Here is a 17,907-nt window from a genome sequence, read left to right on the forward strand (position 1 = left end):
GGAGCCACAGGTGTTCACGCCCTACGGCCACACGCCCGACGTCGTGATCGCGCGGATCGCGGCCCGCTCGCCGCAGTTCGACGCGGTCTGCGCGTCCGGCGATCGGCCCGTCCTGGTCGGCAGCGCCGCGGGCCATCGCCGCGAACAGGTGGTGCTCAGCGCACGCGGGGAACTCCTGGAGCGGGTCGGCAACATCCTGGCCGGCCGGGCGGCCGAGGCGGATGCCGCCACGGTGGCGTCCTACGCCGAATTGCGGCGCAAGGGTGTTCCCGCGCTGGATCCCGCCGAGTCGACCCCGGACGGCTCCGCACCGCCGGACACGGCCCGAACCACCCGACGGTTGTGGGTCCTCGGGCACCTGGCCGACTCCGGCGAGGAGATCCACGTCCCCGCCGGCGCCGCCTTCCTTCAGCACCGCCCGCCGGCCGGCTGCGACCCGGGTCCGGGCGTCGGCTCCACCGGCGTCGCCGCACACCCCGACCCGGACGCCGCCGCCGACCACGCGGCCTGGGAGGTCCTCGAACGCGACCTGATCCGGCGAAGCTGGTACGGCCTCGCCGCTGCCCCCACGCCGCTCCCGACCGGCGAACTCCCGGGCCCACTGGGCGAACTCCTGCGCGTACTCGACCTGACCGCTACCGGCTTGGACCTCCCCGCCCCGAGCGGAACGCGCTGCGTCGTGGTGTGCCTGCACGCCGCCGACGGCGCCGGCCAGACGTTCGGCGCCCGCTGCGGCCCGGACTCCGCCGTGCCGACCCTGATCGAGAAGGCGGCCTACGAGGCGCTCATGGTGCGCTGGAGCATGGGCAGCGCGGTGGCCGTGGACACGTGGGACCGGTGGCGGGGGAGCGGGCCTCCGGAGACGGCGGTGCAGCATGCCCTGTGGGCCTATCACCGCCAGGACAGCCTGCGGCTGTGGACGGATGGGGCGGCAACCCGGACGTCGGGAGGAGCCGCCTCGATGTCGGGGCGGCTCGCGTCGGGCTCGGAGTGGCCGGCCTCGGTGCCGGATCCGGGCTCGCCCTCGGACTCGGGCTCACGCTCGGGCTGTGGCGCGGCGGCTGCGAGTACCCCGGCGGAGCAGCCGGCTCGTACTCCGGTCGGTGCGTTCGCCTCCCGACCCGGTCTCGCCGCGTTGTCCGCCCACACCGCGCGGGACGTCGTGATCGTGGAAACCACGGCGGGGCCGGCGCGCACCCGGGGTACGACCGTGATCCGGGTCGTGGCCCCGGGCGCCCGAGCACTGCCCAACGGCCCGAGCGCCGAACGTCACTTCCAGACCGTTCGCGGGCCGCATCCTTTCGGATGACCGCAGCCCGGATCACTCGGGGTGCCCGAATCACCCGGACCACCGGACCACCCGGACCACCGTGACGCGAGGAGCCACATGCCGAAGACGGACAGCCCGACCACCACGAGCCCCCGCCCGCCGGTCGCGTCGCCCGACGTCGACACCGCGCATTCTCGACCGCCGGCCGCCCAACCGGCGCAGACCGGCGCGCACTACGCCGACACCCACGCGGCCGACTACGACCGCTGGTTCGGCAAACCGGGCATCACCGGCGCGACCGTGGACCGCCTTGCCGATCTCGCCGCCGTCGCCGGCCCCGGCCCCGTGCTCGAACTGGGCATCGGCACCGGCCGAGTCGCCCTCCCCCTGGCCGAACGCGGCCTGCGCGTGCACGGCATCGACGCCTCCGAGGCGATGATCCGGCACCTTCGCGGCAAACCCGGCGGCGCGAAAATCCCGGTCACCATAGGTGACTTCGCCGACGTGCCGACCTCCGGCTCGTTCTCGCTGATCTACCTCGCGGGCGGCACCTTCTTCGAACTCCCGGACAGCCGGAGCATGCAGCGTTGCCTCACCGCCGCCCGGGCACGACTGCGCCCCGGCGGCCTCCTCGCCTTCGACGCCCACCTGCCCGAGGCACTCGCGGTCGCCGCCGCGTCCGGCATTCCCGAGGTCGTCGTCGAGACCGACGAACTCCTCATCCTGTGCCACCGCCGCATCGACCCGTCCACGCAGACGTACCACTCCCACTACCTCGTGCACGAGGCCGACCGCACGCGTCATCTCCGCGTCTCCTTCCACTACGCGTCACCGGGCGAACTCGATCTGCTGGCACAGCGGTCGGGCCTGCGCCTCAAGCAACGCCTGGGCTCCTGGGCGGGTGCGCCCTTCACCCGGGACAGCGCCTACCACGTCTGTGTCTACGCACCCGACACCTCGGAGGCGTCGTGACCGGGCCGACCCCCGATCCCGCATCCGAGACCCGAACGTCCGTTCCCACCGCCGTTTTTCCGCTCCCGCACCGCGACGGACTGGACCCCCTACCGGAGTTCGCCACCCTGCGCCGCGACGCCCCATGCGCCCGCATTCGGCTGCCCAGCGGCGACCCGGCCTGGCTGGTCACCCGCTACGCGGACGTACGTCTCGTCCTGGGTGACCCCCGCTTCAGCCGCACCCGCGCGACCCGGGGAACCGGCCCACGGATGGCCGCCGTACCCACCCTGGCCGACTCGATCCTGGCCGCCGACCCGCCGGTGCACACCCGCCTGCGCAAACTCGTCGCCGCCGCCTTCACCGCCCGCCGCGCCGAGGCCATGCGTGCCGACATCGCCCGCCTGGTCGCCGACCTCCTGGACACCGTCACCGCCCACGACCGCCCCGCGGACCTGGTCACCCTGTTCACCCGCCCCCTCCCGCTGGCCGTCATCTGCGACCTCCTGGGCACCCCGCGCGACGACGGCGACCGCCTCGACGCGTGGTGCGACGCGCTGCGCAGCCTCACCGCGATCCCGGACGCCGCCGTCACCCACGCGGTCGGCGAGATGACCGGCTACATGGGCACCCTGATCGCCGACAAACGCCGCCACCCGGCGAACGACATGCTCAGCGTCCTGATCGCCGCCCGTGACGACGAGGACCGCCTCACCGAGGAGGAACTGCTCTCCTTCTGCGTCGTGCTCCTGGCCGGCGGCTACGGCACCACCGCCGACCGGCTGTCCGGCATGATCCACCTCCTCCTGGACGTGCCCGACCGCTACCGGCACCTCGTCGACCACCCGGACCGGATTCCGACGGCCACCGAGGAACTGCTGCGCTATGCCCAGACCAACGTGCAGGCCAATCTCCGGGTGGCCACCGAGGCGATGACCCTCGCGGGCGTCGACATCGTCGAGGGCGACGCGGTGATGGCCGTCAACTCCGCGGCCAACCACGACGAATCCGTCTTCGACACCCCCGACCACCTCGACCTGGCCCGGACCCCCAACCCGCATCTGAGCTTCGGGCACGGCGTACACCACTGCGTGGGCGCCCAACTGGCCCGAGTGCAACTCCAGGAAGCCCTGACCGCCTTGACCCGGCGCTTCCCGACACTGCGCCCCGCGGCCCCGCCGACCTGGAAAACCGGCCTGAAGACCCGAGCCCCCGGCACTCTCCCCGTGACGTGGTGACCACCGATGTCCGAAGACCCACCCCGCCCGCTCGTCGACCGCGCCCTGTGCATCTCCTCCGGCATCTGCGCGGCCACCGCACCCGCCCACTTCACCCGAAGCGCGGACGGCCGAGCCGCGGTCCGCGCGGACGCCCCACCCGTCGACGCGCACACCGAGGACGCCGCGTACCTGTGCCCGGTCGAGGCCATCACGTTCACCCGAGACCGGGGCTGAGCACGCCGACCACCGGGCCGGCAGACTCACCACCTCTCGTCGGTCTCGACCGGCTCGGGCACACCCTCGGCGCGGGCCGGCGGGTGTGCGGTGCGCGGTAGGTCGGTCGGGGTGTCCGGATCAGCCGATTCGCGTGGTCGGCGTCGCGCAATCCGGCCTATCGATCGAGTCGGGCGGTTTCTACACTTCCCATGGGTTCCGTTGCCCGATCCGCTGCGGTCACCGGCGATGGATCGCGCCCGGTCGCCACCGACTCGCCCCGGCGGCGGTGGGGCCTTCCTGTGGAACCGACAAGAGCCCGGGACGAGGGTGATGGACACCGGTCGCGAAGCTCCGGGTGAGCTCGCCCGATCCGGGGCCCGGGGTATGGAGCGAGGAAAGCGGCGTGACCTACACCCGACCCGGGTTGACCCCGCCGGCCTGGTGGCCGGCGGAGATCGATCTCGATGCGCCCGGGTCGCCCGTTCGCGCCGCCGCCCCCGTGTCCGTGCCGAGTCCGGCGACCCGGACTGTCCCGGTGCCGGCCACGACGCCGATCGCCGCGGTGAACCCCGCGACCCCGGTACGGAACACCGTCGAGGAACGATCGGTGGCCGGACCGCCGACGCCCGCCCGGGGGACGCCCCGACGGGTGGCCGGACCTCCTCCGATCCCGCTCGCGCCCGGTATGGCGCCCGGGGACGACGAACAACTCGGCGGGGGATTCGAGGCGCCGGCGGCGCCCGCGTGGTCGGGTTCGCCGGCCGGTTACGGATGGGACTTCGAATCGGACGAACGGGGCCATCGGGGACGGGGCTTCGAGGGGCAGGAAGGCCGCTCCCGGACCCGCTTGGTGCTCGCGGGGCTGCTCCTGGTCACGGGGATCACCGTCGCGGCGGTCCTGTTGACCGGAGGCGACGAGCCCGCCGCCTCGACCGCCGCGCCGCCGCCGCCGACGGAGCCGACGGAGCCGCCGCCCCCGGTCGCGTCGTCCTCCGCGGCGCCGGGCACCGCGACTCAGGTCGCTCCCGAGCTGCTCGCCGAATACCAGCCGCGACAGGTGAGCCGACGTGTCGTGGACGGACGGGTCGAGGTGTCCTGGCTGCCGCCGACGCACACCGACGGAGTCGCCGGATACATGGCCGTCGCGCAGAGTCCGGCCGGCGTGTTCCAGAAGACCGAACTCCCGCGCCCGGGCGAGATGGGTGTCGTCTTCGCCGGAGCACCGGTGAGCGCCGATTCGTGCGTGGTCGTGGTGACCTTGATCCGCGGAGCGCCCACGATGAAGATTGCTCCCGGCGGGCCGGTGTGCGGACCGCCGGCGACCGGGACACCCCCCTCCGGGGCGTCCGGCTCGCGCCCGCCGCCCGCCAAGCCGGCATCGACGCCGCGTGGGTAGTGCCGCGGCGGGACCACCCCGCCGCCTCGTCCGACCGCATTCCGCTCGACCGAAGGAGCCCTCGTGCCCGACAACTCCGCAGTGCCGGCGTGGCCCGTCGTCACGATCGAGCTGTTGATCGACGACACGGTCCGGGTGGACGGCGTGTCGATTCCGGTGCCGTCCGGGGTACATCCGCGTGCCGCCGCGCTGGAGGCGGCGGCGGTGACCGCGCGCGTCCTGGGCCGCCCGGTGCGCGCGGAGGCGGTGGAGCCGGACGGTACGGTCTTCCCCCTGATCGTCGCGCAGGACGGCGGGGTGACCGCGGCGGACGATCCGATCACCCCGAACACGAAGCGACGCTCGCTGCTGGGTCGGCGCAAGAGCACGCCGCGTCCGGTGTTCGAACCGGGTCGCGATGCCGGGGATCCATCGGATACGCGGTCCGGCGACGGAGCCAAGCGCGGTCGGCGGACGCTCCCGACCGGTGCCGCGACGCCGACCCCACCGGTCGCGCCGCAGCCCGAGGCGCGCCCGGAGGCGCCGTTCGAGGCGTCGCCCGCAGGACCGGAGGGGATGTACGCACCACCGGCCCCGGAGGCGCCCCGGGAGCCGGACCGGGACCGCCCCCGTGCCTCCGGGCGGCCGTCCCAGGCCGAGGACGACTACGTGGAGGCGCCGTTCGCCCCCCGCAACGAGCCCGGGCGGACACCGACGTACGAGCCGCCCGCCGCGTCCGCGCCCGAACCCTCCGTCGAGTCCGCGCACTCCTCGACGCCGATGACGCAGGCGCCGACGCCTGCTCCGACTCCGACTCCGACTCCGACTCCGACTCCGACTCCGACGAGCGTGACCGGGTCGGCCGTGCCGGCGGCATCCGTCGCGCCGGTGGAGGCCGCCCCCGCCACGCCGGCGGTCGAGCGCTCGACACCCGCGCCCGAGCCGGCCGCCGCCGAACCGGCTCCCGCTCAGACCCTCTTCGCGCCGCGCGTGACGGTAATCCCGCCCGTCGCACCCGTCGATCCGGTCGAGCCCACGCCCTCGTGGCACGCTCCGCAGCGCCAGGTCGCGCAGGTGCCGATCGACGAGGAGCCCGCCGCCTTCCCCGCCGCCCCGGTGCCGGCCGATCCGCCCATACCGGCCCCGAGTTCGGCTCGGGCCGAGGCTCCGGCCCCGAAGCCGGCGTCGGCCCGGACCCCGGCGGCCGTTCGGGTCGAGCCCACCGAGGAACAGGCCCTCAAGGTGGCCGAGATCGCGCGGTTCGTCCGTGCCGGCGACGACGAGCGCGCGTTGGCCCTTGCCGCGTCCCTGGACGCGGCCACCAGCGCGGGCGGCGACGAGGGGGCGATGCCCGCGGCGCGTGAGGTGCACGCGTACGTCGCGGTGCTGACCGGTCGCCCGGAACTGGCCCTGGAGTTGTACGCGGACGCCGCCCTGGCCCAAGGGACGCACCCGAAGGAGGCGGCCCGGATGACCTCGAACGCGCACTACTGCTGGTTGCGGATCGACGACATGGAGTCCGCGTACGATCTCGGCCGGGTCCTGTTGCGGGCCTACTCGGCGGTCCCGACCGACCCGGGGCAGGCGGCCGTTCGCGATCGCATGCGCTCCCTGCGGGCCGGCCTGTCCGGGTGACCCGACCGGTCGGCGTCGCGGCGGGTCGCCGGGGTCGGGGATCCGAGGAAGCGGTGCGCGGGCCGAACCCGGCTCAGCCGGGGCGGGTACCGGAGGTGCGTCGGCGGATCAGCCAGGTCGCCAGTCCGGCGCCCAGGAGCAGCGCGAGCGGCAGGCCCAGCCACACGGCGGGGCCGCCGAACGCCGCATTCGCGCCCGTGGACTTCTCGGCGCCGGTCGGTTGCCCGCCGGCCTGGGCCGGGGCCCCGCCCGCAGTGGCCGCGCCGTTCGTGGGCGTCCACCCGGGGGGTGTGGCGGATGCCCCCGAGTCCGGCGCGTATCCGGGACCGGGCTCCTTGGTACCGCCGACGGACACGTCGACGGCGAGCGAGCGTTGCTCGCCCTCGCCCTGTACCGCGACCGCGAGGTAGTACCACCCGGGCAGCATGTCGGCGAGCTCCTGCTGCCGTTCGCTGCGGTTGAGGTAGCGCACGGGCCGGGTCGCGAACGGGTCCGAACGGCCGGCGAAGATGTGCTCCGTGTCGAACACGGCCGCCGACTCCTGGGCGAGTTCCTCGCGTACGGGGTTGTACAGGCGCACCTCGGTCGGGGCGTACCCCCGCCCGCCACCGACCCGGACCTGGAGGGCCAGGCTCCGGCCCCAGTCCAGGCGGACGCGGTAGAAGGCCCATTCGCCGAACGCGATGTCGTCGGTGAAGTGGCCGGAGCCGGGGAGCGGGGCGGCATCGGCGAACGAGCCGCCGCCGACCACCGGTACGGGCGCGCCGCCCGGTTCGGTGTAGCGCGCGATCACGGATTCGGCCGGGCCCTTGTCGAGCACGGCCGGCTCCAGGAAGATCCGCAGTTCCAGCGGGACCGGCGGACCGGTGCCCCGGCGGGTCACCGAGAACACCTGCCGGCCGGGCCGAACACAACTGTTGTTGCGGCCGGTGGAGGTCGCTCCCCAGTTCAACGACGCCGTGACGACCTTCGACAACGACTGGGAGAGTCCGGTGTCCGTCCGGCACGAGCCGCTGCGGTCGTCGATCTGCTTGAGGTCGAGCGCCTCCAGGCCCTTCACCGTGCTGACGGTCGTCCCCGACACGTATACGGTGTGGCCCAAGGGCACGTCCACGGCGTAGTACTTGACCTCTTTGTCCGCCATCCGGTCCAGATAGTCGCCGGGGGCCAGCGACACCGCGCGGGCGCCGTCGGGCGCGCCGGAGACGGGTGTTCCGGTGGGCGAGTAGGTACGGGGCGCATGATGGTTCAGCGAGGCGGACGCGGGTTCCGGCGAGGACCGGTGAGGGGCGAGTGTGTGCGCCTCGGCGGCGAAGGCGTGCGGAGCCGCGCCGGGTACCGACACCATACCCAAGGTGAGCGCCGCCGCACCGGCCAGGAACGCTGGCAGTCTCATGCCCGGGAATGTAGATCAGGATTGCACTTGCAAACAATAGATTACCGGAGAGTAATGGGCCCGCTGGGTGCCCGAACCCCTGCGCTAGGGTGACGGCGTGCCCACACCGCTCGCCGGCCGCTTCACCCTCGTCGATCCCGTCGGAACCGGAATGTCCGGCACCGTATGGCGGGCGTTCGACCACCGGTTGGGCGGCTACTGCGCCGCCAAGCTGGTGCGCCCGGCCGACGCGGGGTTGCTGCTGCGGGTGGTGCGCGAGCAGGGGTTCCGACTGGAACACCCGCACGTCTCGTCGCCCTACACGTGGGTCGCCGACGGCGACGTGCTGATCGCGATGGAGTTGTACGCGGGCGGGTCGCTGGCCTCGCTGATCCGGGATCACGGCGCCCTGCCCGAGCCGTACGTCGCGGCGATTCTCGGCCAACTCCTGGACGCCTTGGAGCATGTGCACGACGTCGGCCTCGTGCACCGCGACGTCAAGCCCGCGAACGTCCTGCTCGAGGTGACGGGACAGGGCCGGCCGCACTGCCTGCTCGGCGACTTCGGCCTGGCGCTGCCCCGCGAGGGTCCGCGGCTGACCGAGGCCGGTCACGTGGTGGGCACTTGGGGCTATCTGCCGCCGGAGGCCGCCACCGGCGCGCCGCCGGACGTACGCCGTGACCTGTACGCGCTGGGCGTCCTGGCGTGGCAACTGCTGTCGGGCAGCGAGGATCCGCCCGACGGGCCGCCGAGCATCCCCCTCGCCGCCGGTGCGTTGTGGGACCTGGTGGGCGCGCTGACCGAGGCCGAACCGCAAGCGCGACCGCAGGACGCCGCGTGGGCGTCGGCCCGGCTTCGCGAGATCGCGCCCGGATTGGGGCCGGTGACCCCCGCGTCGACCGTGGACGGCGAGCCGATCGAGGTCTTCGACGTGGTGGGCCCGCTGCCCGGCGAGGCGCCGGAAGGCCCGGTGCTGCGCGGGGTGTCGCGGACCACGGTGACCTGGCCGGACGGTCGGGTCCCGGCGGCGCGCGGTGCCTCGTCGGGGAGCCGGGTGGTCACGGTGTCGTCGTCGGCGCCCGTGTCGCCGCCGGGGCCGACCGCGCCGCCCGTGCCGGCGGGCGTCCCGGCGCCGCCCGTCGTCGCCACACCGCCCGCCCGCCCCGTCGCGCCGCCGCCCGCGCCGCCGTCGGCACCGGCCGCGTTGTCGGGGCTCGCGGTTCCGGCCGAGGCGCCGTCGGTCTCGCTGTGGCTGCGGGCGGCGGAACGGAACGCGGCCGATCCGGCTCCCCGGGCACCCGCGCCGGTCGGGGCGCCGGCCGGAAATCGCCGTGGTCGGCGCCGAGTCGGATCCCCCGGGACGTGGGCGTTCGTGGGCGGCGTGGTCGCCGTCGCGGCGGTGACGACCGCGTTGATCACGAGTGGCGACGAGGAGGAACCGGCCGACCCCGGTCCGACGCAACCGAGCGCGCCCGCGCTCACCCGCCCCTCGGACCGGCCGTCCGGCACCGCGGGGGCGCAGCCGTCGGCCTCGCCTCCGGCGCCGGCGCCGCTCCCGAGGGACGTGGCGGCCGGCACCCCGTGTGATTGGTACGACGTGTCGGCGGAAGTTCGCACACCCGACGGAAAACGCATGCGCTGCACCTATCGGGACGACGGGACGTATCGGTGGATGGCGCTCCCGACGCCCTGAGGCGGCCTCGAACCGGCGGGCCCGACCTCGCGCGCCGGGTCGGGAACGATCCGGCGCATTGCAATTGCAAACACGCCGTTCGCAGTGCATGATGCGACGGTGACCAAGTCGCAGGAGGATCAGGAGGCCGTCGCGCGCAACCGGGCGCGCCAGACGGAGTGGTACGGCGAGCCGTTGAACGACCGCTTCCGTCGGCTCCTGAAACGGCTGGGCACCTCGCAGATGGAACTGGCCAACATGCTGGGCCTGTCCGCGCCGATGCTCTCGCAACTGATGTCCGGTCAGCGGGCCAAGATCGGCAACCCCGCCGTGCTGGCCCGACTCCAAGAGGTCGAGGCACTCGTCGCCTCCACCGACTTCGACCGCCTGGCGGTCGCCGATCGGGAGGCCGCGCTGGAGCGGGTGCGTTCGCACCAGCCCAGCACGCGCACGGCCCTGCGGCTGAACGGTCCCGAGGTGCTGACCGGTCCGCGAGCGGACCCGGCCGCGGCGGTGCACGCGGTGTTGCGTGCGGTGGCGTCGGCCGCCGAGATCGAATCCGCGGCCGAACTGCTCGCCCAGCGCTATCCGGGCCTGGCGGAGGTCCTGCGGGTGTACGGCAACGGACGCACATCGGACGCCCGCGAACACTTCCGCGCCACCGTGGGACTCTCGGCGCTGTAGGCGGTCGCGGATCATCGTGCGCCCGACGGCGTGTCCGCCCACCGCGCCCGCCGCGCCCACCGCATGCGGCGGGCACAACAGGCGCGGTGGGCACAGCGGATGCGACGGACACGGTGCCCCGGCCGATGCGGCCGGGCCACCGATTCCATCGATCATCGACCCGACGCGGTGCCCCCGATCAGCCCGCGGCGCGCGAGATCTCCGGGTCCGCCGCTCCGCTGCGCAAGGTCCGCGAGGGCAACTGCCCGTATGTCTCGCGGTACATGGAACCGAAACGACCCAGGTGACCGAAGCCCCAACGCAGCGCGATGTCGGTCACCGTCTCCCGGGACCTTCCCTCGGCCACGTTGAGCAGATCCGCGTGCGCGCCGGCCAGGCGCACTCGGCGGAGGTGGCCCACGGGAGTCACGCCCAGGTGGATGCGGAACTTCTCCTGAAGTGTGCGCACACTCATGCCGGCCGCGGCGGCAACGGCCTTGACCGAGATCGGTTCACCGGCGTGTTCGGCGCAATAGGCCAGGGCCCGGCGCAGGCCGTTCGGCTCGGTCGAGCCCGCGTCGGGCCGCGAACCGGCGCCGTAGGCGGGCGCGCAGGAGAGCAACCCGTGCACCAGCACCTGTTCGAAATGGCGTGCGGCCAACTGCGAACCGGCCAGATGTCCGGCCGAATCGACCATCGCGCTGAAGTCGCGGGCCAGCGAGAGCCATTGCCGGACGCCGAGGTCGGCGCCGTCCAGGTACGGGCCCAACGCGCCGACCCTCGACGACTCGCCGGCGCGCTCCATCGCCCGCTCCATCGTCGCGCCCGGGATCCGGACGATCACCACGGAGGTGTCGGGTTCCCAGCTCAGCCGCGCCGGGCGATCGGGGCCCAGGACACACGGGGAGAGAGCGCTCTCCACGTCGTCGATGACGACCCGGCCCCACCCCCGGTGGCGGATGGGAATCAGGTAATCCGGGGTGTTGCCGTCGAGGTACATGTCGACGCGGGCGCCGTAGGCGAGTTCGTGGATCGAAATGTCGCCCTCGTGCAGCACCCGGAAGCTCGCCTTGATCCGCGCCGCGGGGATGTGCAGCCGGTGCGGCCCCAGCCGGGAGGCCACGGCCGCGTGCACCGCGGCGGGATCGGCCCCTTGGTAGAGCACACGCCGATGGGCGGTGGTCTCGGTCGTGGGAACGCGGGCGGCCTCGGCGATGGGTTGCCTCCGCTCGACCAATACGGGACGAAAGGGGGTGGACGCGGACATGATCTCCTGGGTCTTCGCCTCGATGGGACGGTTCACGCCGGGCGCCTTGCGGACGTGACCGCGGCGCAGCGGGACAGGCGCGCCGATCGGTCGCGGACGACCCGGACATGGGCGATTTCGCGGTGGTCGGTGTCACACACGCGAGCGGGCCACGAGAACGGGCGATATATGCCCGCCGGCCCCATTTGCCCGTACCGCATTTGTGCCTGCCCGCCCGCTTCGGAATTGGATGTCACGGACCGCGTTCGAATGAACGCGCTTTCGTTCGAGTATGGATCCGTGAAGAGTCCCGCATAAGGTCGAGTCCGTTACCCGGCGCTGGTAAATTCGTCAGTAACAACGTGGGCCGCTCCCGGGTGGCCCCGTCACGGGGAGCTCAATATGCCGAAAATCGGTGACCGAACGCCGCTGACTACCGAATTGTTGGCCACTCCGGCCATGATCAGGGCCTGTGCGGACCGCGATCTGGGGGCCATATTCCGGCTTGCGCAAGATGATCTCGGATTTACTCTGAGCAAATTGGCGCGGCTGTGCGAGATGACACCGAGCAGGGTGGGGGATTACGTCAAGGGAAGGGCCCAGGTCCGCCAGCAGCACGTTATCGAGCGGGTTTCCCAGGGGCTGCGCATTCCCGGCGAAATGTTGGGCCTTGCCCCCCAGCCGTGGGAGGACGACCGGCCCCTGGACGCCCCGGCCCCGGTCGGGGAGCCGACCCGCGCCGCCGCCGCCGACCACTGGGAACCGGTGCCGTGGGACACGTCGAGCGAGCAGTCGATGCCGTTCGGCGACGCGGTGGAACTCTCGCTACAGGTGAACATCGAGGTGGACGCCCGGGGGGACGTGCGGTTGACCTATCGCCAGGTCGTACTGAACCTGACCGGCCGACCGCTCACCCGGATGGTGCGGGAGATGTGGTTCGAGCGCACCCGCGGCCGATTGAACATCACCCCCACCGACGCGTGCGACCGGCAGATCGCCATCCAGCGGCTGTACGAAACCACCGGCTTGAGCAAGTTCGCGTGCCAGATTTCACCGCCCGTCCCGCACGGGGAGACTACGGTCATCGAATACGTGTGTGAGGGAGGGATGTTCGTGGACGCGACGTACTGGCGTCAGGCCATCGCGCGGCCTACGCGACAATTCTCCCTGAGCGTGACCCAACACGGGGTCACCGAGTTCCGCGGGTGCGGTGCGATCGAGCAGTATCCGGACGGCTCGGAGAGCTCGGTCACCCAGCACACCCGATGGAGTCTCGACGAGGATCGACTGCACGTGACGTTGTCCAGGCAAGACCTGCACGCCAATCAGTACGTGACCTTGCGTTGGGATGTGGTCCATGACAGTGCGTAACGAGATCGAAGCGGCGATTCGCGCCTGGCACCACCTCGAGATCGAGCGAGGTGGTGCCCCGATCATCGACTTCGACTTCTTTCCCGAGGCCGCGCCGGTGCCCGCCGCGGGTGATCGACTGGCCGTACACGCGCGGCTGAGCGAACTCGCGGCGGCCCCGGAACTGGCGGACGCACCCCGCCTGGCCACCCGGCTGAACGCCGATCTGGCTTATCTGGGGGCTCAGTTGGGGCAACGTCTCGACCTCGACGAGTACATCCGAGCCACCCAGGGCTGCGCCGCGGTGGGCTGGTCGGCGGACTACGTCGCCGAACGAGCGGAACTGGCAAGGGAGTTGCTCGAAGGGTTGGGTATCGGCTGGCACGACGCCACCGATCGGGAACTGCGGATCGCCGAAGAGCCTCTGGACGCGGACCTGGTGCCGACCGAGATCCGGGTGGCGGCGGCCGAATACGAACCGGCGGTCCGCAAGGTGACCGAATCCGTGGCGTCCTACGAGCTGACCATCGAATGCGTCGAGGTCGACGCCTACTGGGCGTACTGGTTGGACGGCGTGGGACGGCACGTTCGACTACGGCTCAATCCGCGCAACGCGCGCTTCACCCGGGTCGGCGCACGGCAGTTCGCACTGCACGAGGTGCTGGGCCACGGTCTCCAGGCGGCGAGCTTCGCGCACCGGTGCGCCGGCGAGGACGTGCCGTGGGTGCGGGTGTTGTCGGTACACGGACCCACCCAGGTGGTGCTGGAGGGACTGGCCCAGGCACTCCCGCTGTTCGTGACGCCCGACGACGCCGTGCTGATCGCCCGGGTGCGACTGGACCACTACCTGCAACTGGTGCGCAGCGAACTGCACTTGGCCATCAACCGCGGAGTGGGTGTGGCGGCGTGCGCGGCCCATGCCCGGGCCCGGGTGCCGTTCTGGACCGACGAGCAGATCGCCGATCTGATCTGCGACCGCGGCGCCAACCCGCTGCTGCGCTCGTACCTGTGGGCCTATCCGGCCGGCTTCGACTGGTTCGTCCGGCTCGCGGAGGAAGGGGGACCGGTAGCCGCCGACGTGCTGCGCGCGGCATACCACACCCCCCTGGCCCCCGACGACCTGCACCGCCTGTGGGCGGCCGGCCCCCAGGTGGGCGGGAGTGGAAACCCGCTTCCGCCACGCGCGCTCGCGCACCATTGACCAACCCACGCGGCCCCGCCGGGCGGGGCCGCAGGATCGGACCCGGCCGGCGTGCTCAGGTTCGCGCCATCCGCCTGCGGGCCGCTCGCGCCCCCGCGGAATCCGCCGCCCCGCCGGCCGCGTAGGCGTCCAGCACCAACGGGCCCACGGCCTGCGCGACGACCGGGTCGGTGACCCGCAACCAGCAGAAGTGCGCGTTCGCGGCCATCCGCGCCGGCCACTCCCCGGGCTCGGCCAATCCGTCGCCGAAGGTGACCGCCTCGGCGTACAACCGCACGGCCAACTCGGGTCGCCCCGTGGCCAGTGCCACGTAGCCGTGCACCTCGCGCGCGGCCAACCGCCGGGCCGGATCCGCGGTGGAGATCGCGTCCAGATCGGCCGCGATCGCCAACGCGTGAGCCCCGTTCCCGGCGTGCATCGCACCGCGAATCAGGTCCAAAACCAGGCGCTCCTCCTCCTCGGGAGGCGGCAGGTCGTCGGGCGTGCGCACCCTCGGGGCCGACGGCGCCGAAACCGCGGGCGCGGATCCCGGCGGGGCCCAGGTCGGCGCCGGCAGGACCGGGTCGGCACCGATCACCGGGCTCGCCGCCGACCCCACGGCAGGCGCCGCCGTGAACTCGGGCGTCACCGGCGGCCGGGCCGGGACGGACTCGGCGACCTCCTCGGACGAAGACCGTCGCAGGCCGAACCTGCCGCGCCGCCGCTCCGGTCGCGCCGGCTCGACCCGCCGCGCCGGCAGCACCGGCGGGCCCGCCTCGGCGATGGAGCGGTCCGCGTACACGTTCAACGGAAACATGGTCCCGTCCGGCTCCACGGCGTGCACCCGAACCGGATGGCCGAGCAGCCGAGCCTGTTCGGCGACGACCGAGAGGGCAATTGCGCGTGGATCGCCCCCGGGCGGCACCGGCACGGTTTGACCGGCCACCCGCACGGCGTGATCCGCCGAAATCTCCACGACGATGACGGGCCCGTCGGGGACGATGCCAGTTGTCACGAGGGCTCCTCGATATCAGGAATCGGCGCACCGGCGACACGGTGGTGACGCGCAGTGGAAATGCGCTCACGGAATCGACCCGAGGAGGTCGCGATCGAATGTCACCCGGCCATCGGCTCGATCCGGGCGCCGGCCGGAATGAATGTGGGGGGAAGCGGAACTGTTTTGCAGCATACATTCGACGGTGCAGTCGGCGCAGCGGCGGGGGTATCGACCGGTGCAACATTTCGAGGATAAAGTCGTCGTCGGGCGTCCCGCCATTCGATGCGGCATCGGGTGTCGATGTTTCCGGGCAATTGCGGGGAGCCGGCGGGCGGTCGCCCCGGGCGGGTCCGGGAAGCCCCGGATGGCCATTCCCTGCGGTTACCTTCGGGTTTACCGAGTTCGGGTAACCGATACGGCCTTTGCGCGCGCGCCCGATGGGGGCACGCTGGCGGCAGGTAAGGCACGATCTCGCATCGGCGGAGAGATAACGCATGAAACTCCCGAACAAGGTCGACGTCCTCGAAGAGCCCGGGGGCGCGGTCGAGTTCCTGTCCCCGGCTCGGACGACGGCGGCCGTCCGGCGTCTGGCGGCGGTGTATCCGCACACCGCACTGCCGACGTTCCACGACGAGTTGGTCGCCGTCCGCCGGCGCGCCACCGCGGTGGAGTCGGAGCACGGAGACCCGGACGGTGCGCGCGTCGACCCGCTGACCAAGGCGCTTGTGCGCGGCATCTCCGGCTGGGCCCGGCACGACCTGGGAGACACCCGCGAAGCGTTGGCGGCGACCCAGGCCGGACTGGTGAACGCGGTCGCGGACGCGCGCAACCCCAGCGCCGAAGTGTGGCTGCGCGGTGTGCAGTCGTTGATCGCCTACCGGGCCGGCTGGGTGCACGAGGCACTGCGCTACGCCCGACTGGGCGCTTCGGTACAGGACTCCGGGGTGGGCACCGCCGCCGTGTGGCTGCACTCCCTGGTCGCGCTGACCCAGGCCTCGCTGGGCGACGCGCTCGCGGCGTCGGCCGCGCTGCGCGCCGCCGCCGACGCCCGCGAGCTGTCCCGGCGCGACGAACTCGACGAGATCGGCGGCCTGCTGAACTTCGACCCGGCTCGGCAAAGTGCCTACGAGGCGCTGACCCGGGTCTTCATCCCCGGTGCGGAACGCAGGGCGATCGAAGCCGCGGAGATCGCGCTGAGCCGGTACGCGGCGGTCGCCCCCGAGGGCTACTCGTTCGCCGACGAGATGCAGGCCCGGGTCGCCATCGCGCTGGCCTACGCGAGCCTGGACGAGATCGAGGCGACCACCGAGGCGCTGCGCCCGGTGCTGCGACTCGAACCGGCCTGGCGCGTGCACGGATTGTTGTCCCTGGTCATGCAGGTGCACATGCGGCTGCGTCGTCCGCTGCGGGCGCGCGAGACGCGGGTGCGCGAACTCCAGGAGGAGATCGAGACCTTCTGCCAGATGCCGCTGTCCCTGGACACGCACGCCTGAGCCGGGTCGAACATCGCCATGCGCCGGGTCAGGTGCCGTGCGAAGGCCGGCCGCAGGTCGACGGTCGGACACGATGCCGACCCCCGAACCCCGAGCCGGCGGTCAACGCGCCACCCTGCCCTTCAGCCGCATCGCGGCCAATACCCGCTCCTGGGCCAGCGAGCGCGCGGCCTCGTGCGAGGTGATCCCTCGACGAGCGCCCTCCTCGTGGACCAGTACGGCGTTCTCGCGCAGCTTCGTGGACACGGTCGCCCGGATCACCTCCGGGTCCGGGCGAAACGCCGAGTAGCGTGCGTCCATGGCGAATCCGGCGGCCACCACACCGCCGGCGTTCGCGATGAAGTCGGGCACCACCACGATGCCCCGGTCCGCGAGCACGCGTTGGGCGGCGGGCGAGGTGGGCAGATTGGCGCCCTCCACGACCAGCCGGGCGGTGATCCCGTCGGCCACTCGCTCGTCGATCACGTCCTGGATCGCCGCCGGCACCAACACCTCGGTGGGTACCGTCAGTTCGAATCCGAGCGGATGCACGGTCCCACCCGAGTACTCCTTGACCGCGAGGTCGCCGCTGTCCGCGTGCGAGCGCAACAACCGTTCCACCTCCAGGCCGTGCGGGTCGTACAACGTCCCGTGCACGGAGGAGACCGCGACCACCGTCGCACCGAGCTCCGCGAAGCGGCGCACGGCGGCCGAGCCGACCGCGCCGAACCCCTGGACCACCACCCGGGCGCCCCGAAGGGGCAGATTGATGTGCGCCAACATCGCGTCGGCCACCTCGGCCACCCCGAACCCGGTCACCCCGAGCCGGTCGTAGGGGACCCCGCCCAACACGGCGTCGGTGCCCACGGCCGCACCGCGATCGCCCAGTTCGTCCTGGATGATCGCGGCGTCGTCCTCGGTCAATCCCATGTCCAGACCGAACACGTACTCGCTGGGCACCTCGTTCCACAGGGCTCGCGCGAACGCCCGCAGTATCGCCTCTTTGTCCGATCCGGCCGGATCGCCCACGATTCCGGCCTTGGCGCCGCCGTAGAACAGGTCGACCGCCGCCCACTTCCACGTCATGACCCGGGCCAAGCGGGCCACCTCGGTGGTGGTTACCGTCGGGGACATCCGGGTGCCGCCCTTACCCATGCCACGGGCGGTGTTGTCGATGACCAGCACGCCCTTCATTCCGGTGCGGGTGTGTGACACGGAGACGACCTTCTCCGGCCCCCACTGATCCATCAGCGACAGGACATCCGACATGTCGAAGCACTCCTCG

Annotated in this window: 15 protein-coding genes; 11 read left to right on the forward strand and 4 right to left on the reverse strand. The window is 72.6% G+C overall.

All coding sequences use genetic code 11. The features are described from left to right. The first annotated feature begins 10 nt into the window (after positions 1-10). The 6 genes from ACIRL2_RS32360 to ACIRL2_RS32385 all read left to right on the forward strand — a co-directional run bounded on the left by ACIRL2_RS32360 (position 11) and on the right by ACIRL2_RS32385 (position 6,667). Positions 11-1,309, forward strand: a complete 1,299-nt coding sequence (locus tag ACIRL2_RS32360; protein ID WP_402236755.1) for a YcaO-like family protein — start codon at positions 11-13, stop codon at positions 1,307-1,309. Between the two features lie 78 nt (positions 1,310-1,387). After that, entirely contained in the window at positions 1,388-2,242 is an 855-nt protein-coding gene (locus ACIRL2_RS32365) for a class I SAM-dependent DNA methyltransferase (protein ID WP_402236758.1), read from the forward strand. Beyond that, the gene (locus ACIRL2_RS32370) at positions 2,239-3,459 is read left to right on the forward strand and encodes a cytochrome P450 (protein WP_402236761.1); all 1,221 of its coding nucleotides are present in this window, start codon (positions 2,239-2,241) and stop codon (positions 3,457-3,459) included. The genes ACIRL2_RS32365 and ACIRL2_RS32370 overlap by 4 nt, the downstream gene beginning before the upstream one ends. A 6-nt stretch (positions 3,460-3,465) precedes the next feature. Next, complete coding sequence (locus ACIRL2_RS32375; RefSeq protein ID WP_402236764.1) at positions 3,466-3,675, forward strand: ferredoxin; 210 nt, start codon at positions 3,466-3,468, stop codon at positions 3,673-3,675. Positions 3,676-4,060: 385 nt separating this feature from the next. Further along, the gene (locus ACIRL2_RS32380; protein WP_402236766.1) at positions 4,061-5,053 is read left to right on the forward strand and encodes a hypothetical protein; all 993 of its coding nucleotides are present in this window, start codon (positions 4,061-4,063) and stop codon (positions 5,051-5,053) included. A 63-nt stretch (positions 5,054-5,116) separates the two neighbouring features. Then, entirely contained in the window at positions 5,117-6,667 is a 1,551-nt protein-coding gene (locus ACIRL2_RS32385) for a hypothetical protein (protein WP_402236768.1), read from the forward strand. A gap of 73 nt (positions 6,668-6,740) precedes the next feature. Here ACIRL2_RS32385 and ACIRL2_RS32390 read toward each other — a convergent pair whose 3' ends face one another. Beyond that, positions 6,741-8,063 carry a hypothetical protein gene (locus tag ACIRL2_RS32390; protein WP_395867297.1) on the reverse strand — a complete coding sequence of 441 codons (1,323 nt, stop codon included), beginning with the start codon at positions 8,061-8,063 and terminating at the stop codon, positions 6,741-6,743. A 97-nt stretch (positions 8,064-8,160) separates the two neighbouring features. Here ACIRL2_RS32390 and ACIRL2_RS32395 point away from each other — a divergent pair, with 97 nt between their 5' ends. Further along, a complete protein-coding gene (locus tag ACIRL2_RS32395; RefSeq protein ID WP_395867299.1) occupies positions 8,161-9,735 on the forward strand; it encodes a serine/threonine-protein kinase in 1,575 nt (524 codons plus the stop codon). A gap of 99 nt (positions 9,736-9,834) precedes the next feature. Next, positions 9,835-10,398, forward strand: a complete 564-nt coding sequence (locus tag ACIRL2_RS32400; protein WP_395867301.1) for an XRE family transcriptional regulator — start codon at positions 9,835-9,837, stop codon at positions 10,396-10,398. Between the two features lie 178 nt (positions 10,399-10,576). Here ACIRL2_RS32400 and ACIRL2_RS32405 read toward each other — a convergent pair whose 3' ends face one another. Beyond that, entirely contained in the window at positions 10,577-11,680 is a 1,104-nt protein-coding gene (locus ACIRL2_RS32405; RefSeq protein WP_395867303.1) for an AraC family transcriptional regulator, read from the reverse strand. A 345-nt stretch (positions 11,681-12,025) separates the two neighbouring features. On the opposite strand from ACIRL2_RS32405, the gene ACIRL2_RS32410 reads away from it, so the two are divergent. Both ACIRL2_RS32410 and ACIRL2_RS32415 read left to right on the forward strand, forming a co-directional pair. Beyond that, complete coding sequence (locus ACIRL2_RS32410; RefSeq protein ID WP_402236772.1) at positions 12,026-12,994, forward strand: helix-turn-helix domain-containing protein; 969 nt, start codon at positions 12,026-12,028, stop codon at positions 12,992-12,994. After that, positions 12,981-14,174 (forward strand): hypothetical protein, encoded by a 1,194-nt coding sequence (locus ACIRL2_RS32415; protein WP_395867307.1) that lies wholly within the window; start codon positions 12,981-12,983, stop codon positions 14,172-14,174. The genes ACIRL2_RS32410 and ACIRL2_RS32415 overlap by 14 nt, the downstream gene beginning before the upstream one ends. 55 nt (positions 14,175-14,229) lie before the next feature. Here ACIRL2_RS32415 and ACIRL2_RS32420 read toward each other — a convergent pair whose 3' ends face one another. Beyond that, positions 14,230-15,168 carry a hypothetical protein gene (locus ACIRL2_RS32420; RefSeq protein ID WP_402236775.1) on the reverse strand — a complete coding sequence of 313 codons (939 nt, stop codon included), beginning with the start codon at positions 15,166-15,168 and terminating at the stop codon, positions 14,230-14,232. 476 nt (positions 15,169-15,644) lie between these two features. Between ACIRL2_RS32420 and ACIRL2_RS32425 the strand changes: the two genes are divergently transcribed. Then, entirely contained in the window at positions 15,645-16,643 is a 999-nt protein-coding gene (locus ACIRL2_RS32425; RefSeq protein WP_402236776.1) for a hypothetical protein, read from the forward strand. 102 nt (positions 16,644-16,745) lie between these two features. On the opposite strand, the gene ACIRL2_RS32430 is transcribed toward ACIRL2_RS32425, so the two are convergent. Continuing rightward, a complete protein-coding gene (locus ACIRL2_RS32430; protein WP_402236779.1) occupies positions 16,746-17,891 on the reverse strand; it encodes a Glu/Leu/Phe/Val dehydrogenase in 1,146 nt (381 codons plus the stop codon). Between the last annotated feature and the right edge of the window lie 16 nt (positions 17,892-17,907).

Source organism: Embleya sp. NPDC127516 (assembly GCF_044765325.1).
Lineage (GTDB): Bacteria > Actinomycetota > Actinomycetes > Streptomycetales > Streptomycetaceae > Embleya.

Bases quoted from the DNA above. Each gene is read 5' to 3' on its own strand.
- ACIRL2_RS32430 (WP_402236779.1), bottom strand. From the start codon at position 17,891: ATGTCGGATGTCCTGTCGCTGATGGATCAGTGGGGGCCGGAGAAGGTC.
- ACIRL2_RS32410 (WP_402236772.1), top strand. From the start codon at position 12,026: ATGCCGAAAATCGGTGACCGAACGCCGCTGACTACCGAATTGTTGGCC.
- ACIRL2_RS32375 (WP_402236764.1), top strand. From the start codon at position 3,466: ATGTCCGAAGACCCACCCCGCCCGCTCGTCGACCGCGCCCTGTGCATC.
- ACIRL2_RS32390 (WP_395867297.1), bottom strand. From the start codon at position 8,063: ATGAGACTGCCAGCGTTCCTGGCCGGTGCGGCGGCGCTCACCTTGGGT.
- ACIRL2_RS32365 (WP_402236758.1), top strand. From the start codon at position 1,388: ATGCCGAAGACGGACAGCCCGACCACCACGAGCCCCCGCCCGCCGGTC.
- ACIRL2_RS32415 (WP_395867307.1), top strand. From the start codon at position 12,981: ATGACAGTGCGTAACGAGATCGAAGCGGCGATTCGCGCCTGGCACCAC.
- ACIRL2_RS32425 (WP_402236776.1), top strand. From the start codon at position 15,645: ATGAAACTCCCGAACAAGGTCGACGTCCTCGAAGAGCCCGGGGGCGCG.